The sequence below is a fragment of the Streptomyces sp. NPDC101194 genome (assembly GCF_044767885.1).
Lineage (GTDB): Bacteria > Actinomycetota > Actinomycetes > Streptomycetales > Streptomycetaceae > Streptomyces.
Map to the genome: position 1 here is coordinate 36,159 of NZ_JBIWOS010000007.1, position 14,001 is coordinate 50,159.

The 14,001-nt window shown below is 71.6% G+C and carries 14 protein-coding genes; 11 read left to right on the forward strand and 3 right to left on the reverse strand.

The annotated features are described in order from the left end of the window. Positions 1 to 124 precede the first annotated feature (124 nt). From ACIRP2_RS24920 to der, 6 genes are all read left to right on the forward strand, one after another. A complete protein-coding gene (locus ACIRP2_RS24920; protein ID WP_404253828.1) occupies positions 125 to 397 on the forward strand; it encodes a YidB family protein in 273 nt (90 codons plus the stop codon). A gap of 271 nt (positions 398 to 668) precedes the next feature. Then, positions 669 to 1,031, forward strand: a complete 363-nt coding sequence (gene aroH / locus ACIRP2_RS24925; RefSeq protein WP_404253830.1) for a chorismate mutase — start codon at positions 669 to 671, stop codon at positions 1,029 to 1,031. Then, on the forward strand, positions 1,028 to 2,113 hold the full coding sequence (locus ACIRP2_RS24930; protein WP_404253832.1) for a prephenate dehydrogenase: 1,086 nt from the start codon (positions 1,028 to 1,030) through the stop codon (positions 2,111 to 2,113). The genes aroH and ACIRP2_RS24930 overlap by 4 nt, the downstream gene beginning before the upstream one ends. Positions 2,114 to 2,237: 124 nt before the next feature. Next, positions 2,238 to 2,954 carry a (d)CMP kinase gene (gene cmk, locus ACIRP2_RS24935; RefSeq protein ID WP_404253834.1) on the forward strand — a complete coding sequence of 239 codons (717 nt, stop codon included), beginning with the start codon at positions 2,238 to 2,240 and terminating at the stop codon, positions 2,952 to 2,954. Beyond that, the gene (locus ACIRP2_RS24940) at positions 2,951 to 3,610 is read left to right on the forward strand and encodes a lysophospholipid acyltransferase family protein (protein WP_404253836.1); all 660 of its coding nucleotides are present in this window, start codon (positions 2,951 to 2,953) and stop codon (positions 3,608 to 3,610) included. The genes cmk and ACIRP2_RS24940 overlap by 4 nt, the downstream gene beginning before the upstream one ends. A 63-nt stretch (positions 3,611 to 3,673) precedes the next feature. Continuing rightward, positions 3,674 to 5,143: a ribosome biogenesis GTPase Der gene (gene der / locus ACIRP2_RS24945; RefSeq protein WP_404253838.1), complete on the forward strand. Its 1,470-nt coding sequence runs from the start codon at positions 3,674 to 3,676 to the stop codon at positions 5,141 to 5,143. Between the two features lie 57 nt (positions 5,144 to 5,200). Here the strand turns inward: der and ACIRP2_RS24950 are convergent, their stop codons facing one another. Together ACIRP2_RS24950 and ACIRP2_RS24955 are read right to left on the reverse strand one after the other, a co-directional pair. Then, a complete protein-coding gene (locus tag ACIRP2_RS24950; RefSeq protein ID WP_376208783.1) occupies positions 5,201 to 5,539 on the reverse strand; it encodes a hypothetical protein in 339 nt (112 codons plus the stop codon). A gap of 137 nt (positions 5,540 to 5,676) precedes the next feature. Further along, complete coding sequence (locus ACIRP2_RS24955; RefSeq protein WP_404254422.1) at positions 5,677 to 6,456, reverse strand: hypothetical protein; 780 nt, start codon at positions 6,454 to 6,456, stop codon at positions 5,677 to 5,679. 357 nt (positions 6,457 to 6,813) lie between these two features. On the opposite strand from ACIRP2_RS24955, the gene ACIRP2_RS24960 reads away from it, so the two are divergent. The 4 genes from ACIRP2_RS24960 (at position 6,814) to ACIRP2_RS24975 (ending at position 10,571) form a co-directional block, all read left to right on the forward strand. Then, complete coding sequence (locus ACIRP2_RS24960; RefSeq protein ID WP_404253840.1) at positions 6,814 to 8,097, forward strand: glycosyltransferase family 4 protein; 1,284 nt, start codon at positions 6,814 to 6,816, stop codon at positions 8,095 to 8,097. Beyond that, a complete protein-coding gene (locus tag ACIRP2_RS24965) occupies positions 8,094 to 8,939 on the forward strand; it encodes a transferase (protein WP_404253842.1) in 846 nt (281 codons plus the stop codon). Before ACIRP2_RS24960 ends, ACIRP2_RS24965 begins: the two co-directional genes overlap by 4 nt. 57 nt (positions 8,940 to 8,996) lie before the next feature. Next, entirely contained in the window at positions 8,997 to 9,956 is a 960-nt protein-coding gene (locus tag ACIRP2_RS24970; protein ID WP_404253844.1) for a helix-turn-helix transcriptional regulator, read from the forward strand. A 399-nt stretch (positions 9,957 to 10,355) separates the two neighbouring features. Next, positions 10,356 to 10,571 (forward strand): proteinase inhibitor I78, encoded by a 216-nt coding sequence (locus tag ACIRP2_RS24975; protein WP_404253846.1) that lies wholly within the window; start codon positions 10,356 to 10,358, stop codon positions 10,569 to 10,571. A 110-nt stretch (positions 10,572 to 10,681) separates the two neighbouring features. Here ACIRP2_RS24975 and ACIRP2_RS24980 read toward each other — a convergent pair whose 3' ends face one another. Continuing rightward, complete coding sequence (locus ACIRP2_RS24980) at positions 10,682 to 11,701, reverse strand: phosphatase PAP2 family protein (protein ID WP_404253848.1); 1,020 nt, start codon at positions 11,699 to 11,701, stop codon at positions 10,682 to 10,684. Between the two features lie 578 nt (positions 11,702 to 12,279). Here ACIRP2_RS24980 and ACIRP2_RS24985 point away from each other — a divergent pair. Then, positions 12,280 to 13,983 carry an MFS transporter gene (locus tag ACIRP2_RS24985; RefSeq protein ID WP_404253850.1) on the forward strand — a complete coding sequence of 568 codons (1,704 nt, stop codon included), beginning with the start codon at positions 12,280 to 12,282 and terminating at the stop codon, positions 13,981 to 13,983. Positions 13,984 to 14,001 lie beyond the last annotated feature (18 nt).

Genomic DNA, 14,001 nt, shown 5'->3' on the forward strand with positions numbered 1-14,001 from the left:
GGCGGTGGCCGGAGCGGCGCCTGCGGCGGCGCCGGGAACATCCTCGGTGCGCTGCTGGGCGCGCCGGGCTTCCGGCCAAGGCTGTTCGGGCGGCAGTGGCAATGCGCGCGAAGGGCCGATCGGGATGCTCACCGGGTCCGGCCTCGTCGACCAGGCGCACTCCTGGGTCGGCGCCGGTGAGAACCAGGTGGTCGGCGGCGCCCGGGTCGCCGGGGCGCTGCCGGACGAGACCCTGCGGAGGGTCGCCGAGGAGGCCGGGGTCTCCACGGAACAGGCGGCCGACGGGATCGCCCGCTCGTTGCCGACGGCGGTCGGCGGACCGACCGCGTCGGGCGAGGTGCCGGAGGGCCGCTCGATCGAGGAGCTGGTCCGGGAGCAGCCGCTCCGAGGCCGGTGAACGGCCGCGGAGACCGTACACCGCGCGGCAGGACGAACTCCCCCCGGAGCATCCCCACGCGGCCGGAGGCCTTCGTCACCACGGCGGAGCCGCCGGCCGCGCCGTGCGCCCGCCGTGAACCCCGAGGCCGGCCACCACGCGCGCGGGCGCCACGTCTCACTGACAGAGCACCCCGCCCGCCCGCCGCTCCGTCCCTCTAGGCTGATCACGCGGAAAGATCACGCAAAGGGACAGCAGGCGTGACACGCACGAAGAAGCGAGGAGCAACGACGTGGCGGTACGAGCGGTCCGTGGAGCCGTCCAGCTGGACCAGGACGAGGCCGGTCACATGGGCGAGCGGGTCAGTGCTCTGCTCACCGCCGTCCTGGAGCGCAACAGTCTCGTCGCGGACGATCTGATCAGCATCTGGTTCACGGCCACCCCCGATCTGCACAGCGACTTCCCGGCCGCCGCGGCGCGTGGGATCGGTATCGTCGACGTACCGCTCATCTGCGCCCAGGAGCTGGACGTCGTGGGCGCGATGCCCCGGGTGGTGCGCATCCTCGCCCACGTCGAGACGTACCTCCCCAAGTCCGAGATCGCACACGTGTACCTCGGCGCCACCGCCGCCCTCCGCAAGGACATCGCCCAGTGAGAACCGCCCTCGTCATCGGAACGGGCCTCGTCGGCACCTCCGCGGCCCTCGCCCTGGCCGGGCGCGGCATCCAGGTCCACCTCGTCGACCACGACCCCGAGTCGGCCCGCACCGCGGCCGCGCTCGGCGCCGGTACGGACCAGGCGCCCGAGGGCCCCGTCGACCTGGCGATCATCGCCGTGCCGCCCGCCCATGTGGCCTCGGTCCTGGCCACGGCCATGCGGGACGGTGTCGCCCGCGGCTACCTCGACGTCGCCAGCGTCAAGGGCGGCCCGCGCCGTGAGCTGGAGGCACAGGGCGTCGACCTCACCCCGTACATCGGTACGCACCCCATGGCCGGAAAGGAGCGGTCCGGCCCCCTCGCCGCCACCGCGGACCTCTTCGAGGGCCGTCCCTGGGTCCTCACCCCGACCCGTGACACCGACACCGAGGTCCTCAACCTCGCCCTGGAACTGGTGGCGCTCTGCCGCGCCGTCCCCGTCGTCATGGACGCCGACGCGCACGACCGGGCCGTCGCCCTGGTCTCGCACACCCCGCAGCTGATCTCGTCGATGGTCGCCGCCCGCCTGGAGGAGGCCGACGAGACCGCCGTGCGTCTCTGCGGCCAGGGCATCAGGGACGTCACCCGGATCGCCGCTTCCGACCCCCGGATGTGGGTGGAGATCCTCTCCGCCAATCCCGGGCCGGTCGCCGACGTACTGGCCGGGGTCGCCGCCGATCTGGACGAGACGGTACGGGCGCTGCGCGGTCTGCAGTCCGGCGACGACGACAGGCGCCGCGAAGGCACGGAAGGCATCGAGGACGTCCTGCGTCGCGGCAACGCGGGACGGGTCCGGGTGCCCGGCAAGCACGGGACGGCCCCCGCCTCGTACGAGATCGTGTCCGTGCTCATCAGCGACCGGCCGGGCGAACTGGCCGGGATCTTCGCCGACGCCGGACGGGCCGGCGTCAACGTCGAGGACGTCCGCATCGAGCACGCCACCGGGCAGCAGGCCGGCCTGGTCCAGTTGATGGTCGAGCCGGGCGCGGTCGCCGGGCTGAGCGAGGCGCTGCGCGAGCGGGGCTGGTCGTTGCGCCAGTAGGCCCCGGGCGGCGGGCCCGCGAGGAGGTTGTCCACAGGGGTGCAGAGGACCCCTCCGGCACTCGGTAACCTTGTGCGGGGCGGGTTCGCGCGTCCCCGTCCCGCCCACCCCGAGTACCAGGAAGGTGTCCACCACCGTGGAAACCGCAAGCGCCGCCGCCCGGACGGCCCCGGCCGCAGTGATCGTCGCCATCGACGGGCCCTCCGGCACCGGCAAGTCCAGCACGTCCAAGGCCGTCGCCGCCGAGCTCGGCCTGAGCTACCTGGACACCGGCGCCCAGTACCGGGCGATCACCTGGTGGATGCTGAACAACGGCATCGACGTGCAGGACGCGATGGAGGTGGCGACCGCCGCCGCCAAGCCCGTCATCGTCTCCGGTACGGACCCGGCGGCCCCGACCATCACCGTCGACGGCGAGGACGCCTCGGGCCCGATCCGTACCCAGGAGGTCACCTCCAAGGTCAGCGCCGTCAGCGCGGTCCCCGAGGTGCGCGCCCGGATCACCGAGCTGCAGCGCACCATCGCGGCCTCGGCCGAGGGGGGCATAGTGGTCGAGGGCCGTGACATCGGCACGACCGTGCTGCCCGACGCCGACCTGAAGATCTTCCTCACCGCGTCGCCGGAGGCGCGTGCCGCCCGCCGCAGCTCGGAGGTGAAGGGCTCCGATCTCGCCGCCACCAAGAAGGCGCTGATCAAGCGGGACGCGGCCGACTCCGGCCGCAAGACCTCCCCGCTGGCCAAGGCGGACGACGCCGTCGAGGTGGACACCACCGAGCTGACCCTTCAGCAGGTCATCGAGTGCGTCGTCACCCTCGTCGAGGAGAAGCGGGCCGTGAAGTGACCCGAGCCACGGGCTCGCCCACGCCGCGCGGCGCGGCGGTCGGGCGCGGGATCGGCATCGGGCTGATGTACGGGCTGTGGAAGCCCCGCGTCCTCGGTGCGTGGCGGGTCCCCGCCTCCGGACCCGTCATACTCGCGGTGAACCACTCCCACAACATCGACGGTCCGATGCTGATGGGCACCGCGCCCCGGCCCGTCCACTTCCTGATCAAGAAAGAGGCGTTCGTAGGCCCGCTGGACCCGTTCCTGCGCGGCATCGGTCAGCTGAAGGTGGACCGTACGACGGCCGACCGCACCGCCATCACCGACGCCCTCGGCGTGCTGGAGAGCGGTGGGGTGCTCGGGATCTTCCCCGAGGGCACCAGGGGCGACGGCGACTTCGCCTCCCTGCGTGCCGGGCTGGCGTACTTCGCGGTTCGCAGCGGCGCACCGATCGTGCCCGTGGCCGTACTGGGAAGCACCGAGCGCCGCGGACGGTTGATATCGGCACTGCCGCCGTTGCGCAGCCGGGTCGACGTCGTCTTCGGCGACGCCTTCGACGCGGGCGACGGCAATGGGCGGCGGACACGCAAGGCGCTGGACGAGGCGACGGTGCGGATCCAGGCCCGGCTGACCGCCCACCTGGACGAGGCCAGGCGCTTCACCGGGCGTAGGTAAGACTTGAGTAGTGAGCCGCGTGGTCGCGGCTCATCGATGATGATGCAAAGAGGAACGGACTTCATGAACGACCAGATTCACTCCGAAGGCTCGGACCACGAGCACGGAGCGCTTGGCGACGCCGAGTACGCGGAGTTCATGGAGCTCGCCGCGGAGGAGGGCTTCGACGCCGAAGAGGTCGAGGGCGCGATCGGGGAGGCCGGTCACGGACCGCTTCCCGTGCTCGCCGTCGTCGGCCGCCCCAATGTCGGCAAGTCGACGCTGGTGAACCGGATCATCGGCCGCCGCGAGGCGGTTGTCGAGGACAAGCCCGGCGTCACCCGCGACCGCGTCACCTACGAGGCCGAGTGGGCGGGCCGCCGCTTCAAGGTCGTCGACACCGGCGGCTGGGAGCAGGACGTGCTGGGCATCGACGCCTCCGTCGCCGCCCAGGCCGAGTACGCGATCGAGGCCGCCGACGCGGTCGTCTTCGTGGTCGACTCGACGGTCGGCGCCACCGACACCGACGAGGCCGTCGTCAAGCTGCTGCGCCGGGCCGGCAAGCCCGTCGTGCTGTGCGCCAACAAGGTCGACGGCCAGAGCGGGGAGGCGGACGCCACCGCGCTCTGGTCGCTGGGCCTCGGCGAGCCGCACCCGGTCTCCTCGCTGCACGGGCGCGGCACGGGCGACCTGCTCGACGCCGTACTCGAAGCGCTTCCGGAGGCCCCGGCACAGCGCTTCGGCACCGTGATCGGCGGACCGCGCCGGATCGCGCTGATCGGCCGTCCGAACGTCGGCAAGTCCTCGCTGCTGAACAAGGTGGCGAACGAGGACCGCGTCGTCGTCAACGAGCTCGCGGGCACCACCCGTGACCCGGTCGACGAGCTGATCGAGCTCGGCGGCATCACCTGGAAGTTCATCGACACGGCCGGTATCCGCCGCCGCGTCCACCTCCAGGAGGGTGCGGACTACTACGCCTCGCTGCGTACCGCCGCCGCCGTGGAGAAGGCCGAGGTCGCCGTCGTCCTGATCGACGCCTCCGAGTCCATCAGCGTCCAGGACCAGCGCATCGTCACCATGGCCGTGGAGGCCGGGCGTGCCCTGGTGATCGCGTACAACAAGTGGGACACCCTCGACGAGGAGCGCCGCTACTACCTGGAGCGCGAGATCGAGACGGAGCTCGCGCAGGTCGCATGGGCCCCGCGGGTCAACGTCTCCGCGGTCACCGGCCGTCACATGGAGAAGCTGGTCCCGGCGATCGAGACCGCCCTCGCCGGCTGGGAGTCGCGCGTCCCCACCGGTCGGCTGAACGCCTTCCTCGGCGAGATCGTGGCCTCCCACCCGCACCCCGTCCGCGGCGGCAAGCAGCCCAGGATCCTCTTCGGTACCCAGGCGGGCACCAAGCCTCCGCGCTTCGTGCTGTTCGCCTCGGGCTTCCTGGAGCACGGCTACCGGCGTTTCGTGGAGCGCCGCCTGCGCGAGGAGTTCGGCTTCGAGGGCACTCCGATCCACATCTCGGTGCGGGTGCGCGAGAAGCGCGGCCGCAACAAGTAGGACGCAAGAGCCCCGGACCGTTCCGGCCGCGGAACGGTCCGGGGCTCTTCCACGCGGTCAGGCCCCTCGCGATCCCGGGGGCAGAGCCGCGGGCTGGGTGCGCCCGGAGTGGCGTCCCACCCGCTGCCAGGAACCGAGGCTGCCGGTGTGTGTGCTCGGGCCGCTGCCGTGTCCGGTGGTCGCGCCGTGTGCGGAGAGGCCGGTGGAGAGACCGGAGTGGCCGCTCAGCGGGAGGCGGCTGCCGAAGAGCCCGGTGCCGAAGGCCATGAAGCCGAGATTCTCCTCGCCGCTCCGATCGCCCGGCAACGCCCGGAACGACCGGCGGTACTCCGAGTACAGCGCGTCGTAGATCGGGGTGTGGGACTGACCGCCCGAGGGTTCCTGCGAGGGACGCATGGCAGGGATCGGGCTCGGTCGCTGGTGGGAGGAGTCGTATGCGTGCACGTATGTGCCAACGACCCCGGTGTCCGTCGGATGCGGGCCCGGCGGAGAAATAGCTGTTCGCCGCAGGCGCGAGGAGCCGACGGACATGATCAGGTCCCGGCCAGCGGCATCGCCGCGGCGACCAGGAGCCCGGCGGCGGCGGCCCTGTCCAGGGCGTCGCGCAACAGGTCCTCGCGGGGCTGCTGGCCGATCGCTCCCGCCGGCGCGGCGAAGAGGAGCACGGTCTGCGACTTGTTGGCCGCCGTTCGCCAGCCCTCGGTGACCTGGAGCGGCGCGTGTGCCTGCCACCAGGCGACGGGGGTGCCGCCGGTGCCCGGCTGGAGCACGGCATGCAGCCGGCCCATGGCGAGCAGCACCGACCAGCCGTGCAGCACCGAGGGCATCAGGTCCACCCGGTGCACCGGCTGGAAGCCCTGCTCCAGCAGCAGCTGCAGGAACTCGTCGCCCCGGCTGCCGTCGGTGCCCGGACGGGCGATGGCGCCGGTCGGCTCGACGACCAGGGCCGGATGGAGTTCGTCGTCGATCAGGACGAGGCCGCTGGTGACCCCGAGGACGGCCTGCTCGGTGTTCGGGCCCTCCGGGTGTTCCGCGTCACTGCGGGTGATGCTGCGGACGGCGCCCTGGAGCTGCTCCTCGGCGACCTGGACGACCTGCGAGGGGATGCAGCTCGCGTGGGCGAAGGCCAGGACGGCGGTCTCGTCACCGACGAAGAGCACCGTGCTGGTGCGTTCCTGCTCGGAGTCTCCGGGAGTGCGGCAGGAGGTGCAGTCGTAGCTGCCTGGGGTGTTGTCGCCGACGAGCAGCCGATCGGCTTCGGCGTCGCCGATCTCGGCGCGTACGTCCTCGCTGACGTCGAGCATGCGCGGCACGGGTGGCTCCTCGAACTCGTTGCGTGGGCCGAGCGGTTCCCGGCTCATGAAGAAGACAACGGGCGATCCGTGGCCGGGGTCACGCGAGAAAGGGAACGTAATCGAACCATCCGACGCGGAGGGTGAATCTCGGGATCCGGGGGGACGCTTACGGGCTGTTTGTCCTGATCGGCCGTGGGGTGATGTGGTCGACTCGGTCATGGAGTGGTTCACCGATACATCGACAAATCAGGAAAGCGGGCGAGTGTGAGGATGGCCGGAACTGGCCGACGTCCGGAGTGAACCTTCGGCCGGTTCGCGTCGTCATGGGTAGTGCCGCCCTCCAACGGTCGGCCGAACCGGGAGATGCACCGTTTTATGCACATTTCTTTCCTGCTCCACAACGCCTACGGAGTCGGGGGCACGATCCGTACGACGTTCAATCTTGCCGGGGCGCTGGCCGAGCACCATGACGTCGAGATCGTCTCCGTCTTCCGGCACCGGGACGTCCCGGCGCTGGGCGCTCCCGCGGGCGTGCGTCTGGGCCACCTCGTCGACCTGCGGAAGAAGAGCCCGACGTACGACGGCGACGTGGCCGACCACGCCCGTCCCGCGAGCGTGTTCCCGCGCGGCGACAGCCGGTACCGGCAGTACAGCAGGCTGACCGACGCGCGGGTGGCGGACCATCTGCGGTCGCTGGACGCGGACGTCGTGGTCGGAACCCGCCCCGGGCTCAATGTGCAGATCAGCAGGCAGACCCGACGCGGTCCGGTCCGGATCGGACAGGAGCACCTCACCCTCGAGAGCCACGGCTACCGGCTGCGCCGCGAGATCGGGCACCGCTACACCCTGCTGGACGCGATCACCACCGTCACCGAGGCCGACGCCCGTGCCTACCGGAGCGGGTTCAAGCTGCCCGGCGTGCGGATCGAGTCCATTCCCAACAGCGTGCCCGCCCCGGGGATCGCGCCCGCCGACGGCGACAGCAAGTGGGTGATCGCCGCGGGCCGGTTGCACAAGGTCAAGCGGTACGACCTGCTGGTCCGGGCCTTCGCCGACGTCGTCGCCGTCCGTCCGGACTGGCGGCTGCGCATCTACGGCGGTGGTGACGCGACCGGGAACGAGCGGCAGGCGCTGCTCACCCTCATCGGTGAACTCGGCCTGCACAACCACGTGTTCCTGATGGGGTCGGTCAACCCGCTGGAGGCCGAGTGGCCCAAGGGGGCGATCGCCGCGGTCACTTCGGACCGCGAGTCCTTCGGCATGACCATCGTCGAGGCGATGCGCTGCGGCCTGCCGGTCGTCGCCACCGACTGCCCGCACGGCCCCCGCGAGATCATCGAGGACGGCACGGACGGGCGGCTGGTGCCCGTCGGTGACACGACGGCGGTGGCGACGGCCCTGCTCGGTCTGATCGACGACGACGAAGCACGGCACCGGGCGGGACGCGCCGCGCTGGTCGCGTCGCAGCGGTTCGATCCGTCGCGGATCGCCGAACGCCACGAGCGGCTCTTCACCGAACTCGCCTCCCGAGCCCCGAGCGACCGTTCGCACGGCGCTCTGCGCACCACACTGCACCGCGCGCGCGGCACCGTACTGGACGGGGCGTACGCCCTGCGCTACAAGGCCGCCGACGTCATCCGCAAGGGGAAGCCCGCATGACCGTCTCCACAGAGCGACCGACACCACGAGCCGACTGCGCCGCCGGCCCGGACGGCGGGATCGTCTTCGACCTCGACCCCGGTCGCCGTGCGGAGGGGACGGCACCGGAACTGCTTCTCCGGCTGCGCGGCAGCAAGGGCGACGACGGCACCCTGCGGCTGCCGCTGAGCCCGCTGGGCGACGGACGGCTGCGGGCGGAGCTGCCGAGCACCGCGGAGCCCGCCGAGGGACGCTGGGACGTCTATGTGCGCGATCCGGGCGCGGGTGACGACGGGGAGGTGGCCGTCGAGCCCGGGACCAGGGATCTGCGGTTCCTCATGGACCGCGCACCCCGGACCGGGCGGATCGCGGTCCGCATCCCGTATCCGACCGTCGACGGCCGGCTCGCCCTGCACTGCTGGATCCGCTCACCGCACGCCGAGGCCGGACCGGTCGCCCTCGACCGGGACGGGATGACCGTCGAGGGCACGCTGTACGGGACCGGTCTCGGCGACGACGCCCGTGTCGAGGCGCGATCGCCCGGTACCGGCGAGCGGGTCTGCCGGGTACCGGTCACCGGGAAGGGGGACACGTTCTCCTTCACGCTGCCCCTCGACCGGCTGGCCACCGGGCCGGTCACCGGGAAGCAGTTGTGGACGCTCTGGTTGATCCCCGGCACGTCCGGCGGTGAGCCGGCCGACGGCGTACGGATCTCCCGCCTCCTCGACGACGTCTGGGACCGCAAGAACATCTTCGTGTACCCGGGACGCGACGTGGGTGAGGGCGTACGCGCCACCCCCTGCTACTCGGCCGAGAACGATCTCTGCGTCCGGATCGAACCCGGTCCGACGCCGGCCGGGTGAGGCCTCGGCAGCCGATCGCGGACACGGGCTGTCCGCGATCCCTGGCAGACTCGCCCCATGTTGGAGACCTCGGCACGACTGCTGCGCCTGCTCTCACTGCTCCAGGCGCACCGGGACTGGTCGGGCGCCGATCTCGCCGAGCGGCTCGGAGTCACACCACGGACCGTCCGGCGCGACGTCGACAAGTTGCGCGAACTGGGCTACCCGGTCAATGCCGCCCCCGGCACGGGCGGCGGATACCGGCTCGGCGCCGGTGCGCAGTTGCCGCCGCTGCTCCTCGACGACGAGGAGGCCGTCGCGGTCGCCGTCGGACTGCGCACCGCGGCGGGCAACGGGGTCGAGGGCATCGGTGAGACCTCCGTGCGCGCCCTGGCCAAGCTGGAGCAGGTGCTGCCGAACCGGCTCCGCCGCCGGGTGAACGCGCTGAACACCTTCACGGTGCCGTTGCTGCGCGGGCCCGGCGCGTCCACCGCCGACCCGGGGGTGCTCACCGAACTGGCCGCAGCCTGCCGGGACAGCGAGCGGCTGCGCTTCGACTACCGGGACCATTCCGGTTCCGTGTCCCGCCGGGCCGTCGAACCGCACCGGCTGGTGTGCACCGAACGCCGCTGGTATCTGGTCGCCTGGGATCTGGACCGCGCGGACTGGCGTACGTTCCGTGCGGACCGGATCACCCCCGCACCGCCGCACGGCCCGAGGTTCGTGCCCCGCGACGCACCGGCCGAGGATCTGGCCGCCTATGTCCTGGAGGGCATCTCCACCACCGCGTACGCGGCCCGTGCGGTGATCCGGCTGAAGGCGGGGATCGAGCGCGCGGCGGAACGGATCCCGCCGTCGGCCGGGGTGCTGGAGGCGGACGGCACCGACAGCTGTCTGCTGCGCACCGGGGCCACGAGTCTCGATGTGCTGGTCATCCACGTCGTGCTGATGGGAATCGACTTCGAGGTCGTCGAACCTCCGGAGCTCAATGATGTCGTCAGGGCGGTCAGGGACCGGCTGTCGAGGGCCCTGGGCTGAGCGTCTCCGACGGTGTTCCCGCACGGTGACGGTTCGCTCGTCCGCTATACGGGCGGCGGCGGGGTCCGTGCCACAGGTTTTGTGACCAGAGGATAAGGCTGCCATAAGGAAGCGTGAATTCCTGGTGGCATGCTCATTTACGCGGGTTATTCGCCACGGGAATTCCGACTGCCCGATACGACGCACTCCGTTTTGTTTTCGGGTGTTCCGCGTGATCGTTTCCCGGCTTGTGTGATTACTGTGTGTCGGGTCGTGGGCGGCGAGTCCGGGTGGCGTGATCCGGGCGGCGCGTGTCGAGATCCTGTGACACAAGCGTGACAGGCGGGGGACGCGAGGATGCCGTGCGGCCATGCGTGCCCCGCCTTCCGTCGTGGTCCGGGGGAGCCTACGGTGAGAGACATGGCACCCATACCGACCCCTCCCGTCCAGCCCGAGGACGCACCCGGTGCGTACGTCGGCCTCGCTGTCGAAGCGGCCGAACGGCGAGCCCGCAGCCATGGCTGGACCACTGTCAGATCCCTGCCGCCGGGGGCGATCATCACCATGGAGTTCCGGGGCGGGCGGATCAACTTCGAGGCCGTCGACGACGTAGTCACCCGCTGCTGGGTGGGCTGAGAACGGCCGCTGCCGGGCTCCGGCACGAGCGAAGGCCCCGACCGGAGTCGGGGCCTTCGCTGTGCGGGGGGAACGGGGGAGCGGCTGTGCGTACCGGCTCCCGGCTCCGTTCAGCCGCCGGACACCGGGCGGGCCGAGGCCGTGCCGCCGCGTGGCGTACGGTCCGCGTGCGGCGGGCGCCGGCTCCCGGCGGGGGTGACCGGAGTCCGTTCCGAGCGCACGAGATGTGCAGGATGCGACGGGGGAGCCGAGTGTGTGCGCGAACGGGGGCTCGTGACCGTGCCCGCGGCGACCGGTTCCAGCGCCGGGCTCTCCGCCCCGGCGTCGCCGCCGTCCAACTGCGGGAGCAGCGCGGTCCGGGGTCCACCCGCTGCGACGGGCAGGGAGGGAACGGGGCGGGGGCGTCCCCGCAGGATCTCGCGCTGGGCGAAGATCCAGGCCTCGGCCCTGGTGATCAGCGGCTCGACCCAGGGCAGGGCCAGAAGGATCAGCAGCCCCGCGGCCCAGCCGAGCAGCACGTCGCTGAGCCAGTGCGTGCCGAGGTAGACCGTGGTGAGTCCGACGCCGAGCGAGACGATCGCGGACACGGCCGACAGATAGCGCCTGGCCCGCGGGGTGGTCGCCAGGTAGGCGAGGATCCCCCAGGTCACGACCGCGTTGGCGGTGTGGCCCGACGGAAATATATCGCCGCCGGCGAAGAGTTCGGCGGAGCCGATCTGGGTCGCGTAGTGCGGGCCGAGCCGCCCCAGGCCGATCTTGACGGCGCCGACCGTCGCGTTGAGCAGCAGCAGTGCGGCGCCGAGTGTCAGCAGGGGCCGCAGTGTGTGCTGCCGCCAGGAGCGCCAGCCGAGCCAGCAGGCGACCATGGTGGCGGTGGGGCCGCGCTGACCGAGCACGATGTAGTAGTCGAGGAACGCATGGATTTGCGGCCACTGTTGATAGGGCCGGAAGAGCATGACCTTCCAGTCCAGGGTCACCAGCCAGGAGGAGACCAGCACGGCGACGACGATGGCGAGATAGAACGCCAACGTCCCGCCGAAGAGAGCGATGCGGTGACGGCTCATCCGCGGTGGCTCTATCTTCGGCGGCTCCGGCTCCCGGTCCAGGCGGGCAAAGATGTCGGTACGCACCCAATCGACGTTACAGCGAGTTAGTGCGTGGACAGGTCGATCCGGTCTCTTTGTGATGACGATGTGATGTGGACTATGTCTCAGCGGGACCTTAATTCCTGACTCGAAGAAGCATCTCGTCGGGCCCCCGCGTTTTTTATTTCGCACTTATTTCGGAAGGGTGTTTGAGGGTGGGAAGAAAAGCGAAGGAGGTGCCCGTATGAATTTATCCGGCCCCTGGAGGGGGTGGAACCGAAGGTGTCCGTGCGGTCACCGACCGCTTTCGGTGCAGGCCCGGCCGGTGGTGCCGGAGTGACGCCGGGTACCTTCTGAGCCGGATGCGGAGGTCGGCGGCGCAGCTTCGAGCGGTCTTCGGTGGCGGTCGTTCGTGCAGGTCCGACGGGCTCCGGGCGGCGACCCGGCGTGGCGTACGCCACACTCCACGGCTCGTCGGGGTATGAGGTGGACCACGTGTGGGTGCTCCGAACTCGCGTACGCTGACGGATCACTCGCCCGTCGATGCCGGGCCCCGAGGGGCAGCGAACCGCCGCGTCCCCGGCTGGCCCGCCGAGCGCGAGGGACCTTTGGGAGGTACGTGCATGTCCGGGACGACCACAGGCCGAATCCGGCTGCGCTCAGCCGCCGACGGTGCCAATCGGTGGGTCGTCCTCGTCGTCCTCTGCCTCAGCCTGCTGCTCGTCGCACTCGACGCGACCGTGCTCCATGTCGCCGTCCCCGCCGTCACCGAGGACCTGCGGCCCAGTGCCGCCGGTCTGCTCTGGATAGTGGACGCCTATCCGCTGGTCTGCGCCTCGCTGCTGATCCTCTTCGGCACCCTCGGCGACCGGGTGGGGCGGCGCCGCGTGCTGCTGCTCGGCTACGCCCTCTTCGGCGTCGCCTCGGCGATAGCCGCGATGGCCGACAGCCCCGGCGTGCTGATCGCGGCGCGTGCCCTGCTCGGGGTCGGCGGGGCGATGATCATGCCTGCGACGCTGTCGATCCTCCGGCAGGTCTTCCCCGACCGGCGCGAACGGGCCGTGGCGATCGGCGTCTGGAGCGCGGTCGCCGCCGTCGGAGCGGCCACCGGGCCCGTCATCGGCGGCTTCCTGGTCGAACACTTCTGGTGGGGTTCGGTCTTTCTGATCAACGTCCCGCTGATGGCCCTCGTCCTGCCGGTGGGCCGCCTGCTGCTGCCCGAGTCGCGCGGCAGTGACGACGGCCCGTGGGACGTACTGGGCGCACTGATGGCCGCGGCCGGTGTGATCGGCGTGGTCCTCGGAGTGAAGCGGGCGGGCGCCGGGGAGGGGGTGCTGAGCGCGGCCGCACTGGCCCCGCTGCTGATCGGGGCCGTACTGCTCGTCGCCTTCGTACGCCGTCAGAGGCGCCGTGCGCATCCGCTGATAGACATCGGGATGTTCGCCCGGCCGGCCTTCTCCACCGCGGTGGGCTGCATCGTCCTCGCCATGCTGGCCCTGGTCGGGCTGGAACTGATAGCCGTGCAGTACCTCCAGCTCGTGCTCGGGCTGAGCCCGCTGGAGACCGGGCTGAGGCTGCTGCCGCTCACCTTCGCGGCCATGGCCGCGGGCGCCACCGGGTCGTACACGCTGCGCCGTATCGGGCCGCGGCGGATGGTCGGCTGGGGCTTCGTGCTGACGGCCGCCTCGGTGCTGATCCTGACCGCCATGGGGCAGCACGACCGGCCCGGCCTGCTGACCGCGGCGTTCGTCGCGCTCGGCTTCGGGCTGCAGACCACGCTCTTCGGGGCGTACGAATCCATGCTCAGCGATGCCCCGGCCGACCGGGCGGGCGGGGCGGCGGCGATCGGCGAGACCTCGTACCAGCTGGGCGCGGGCATGGGCATCGCCCTGCTCGGCAGTGTCATGAACGCCGCCTACGCCCCCGGACTCGCGACGCTCCCCGGAAAGGGCGTCCCTGTCGGGGACGGCGCGGCCGCCGCCCACTCGCTGGGCGAGGCCTACCAGGTGGCGGACCGGCTCGGCGGTCCGCTGGGCGAGGCGCTGCGCTCCACGGCCCGCCAGGCCTTCATCACCGGGCTGCATGTCACGCTGCTGGTCAGCGCTGCCCTGCTGCTGGCCGGCGCGCTCGCCGCGCTGCGGCTGCCACGCGTGATGGAGTGCCCGTCGCCGGCTCCCGACGAAACCCCGGAGGCCGACGCGGGGGAGGCGCCGCAATGCCCCGAGCCGCACGAGGTGCCCGTCGCGGGCCGTGCGCAGCGGTCGCTCGCGCTGTCCGCCCGGCGCCGACCCGCCGAGGCGACCGGCTCTGGACGGGCGGGACACTGAGCCGTAACGTCGGCACGA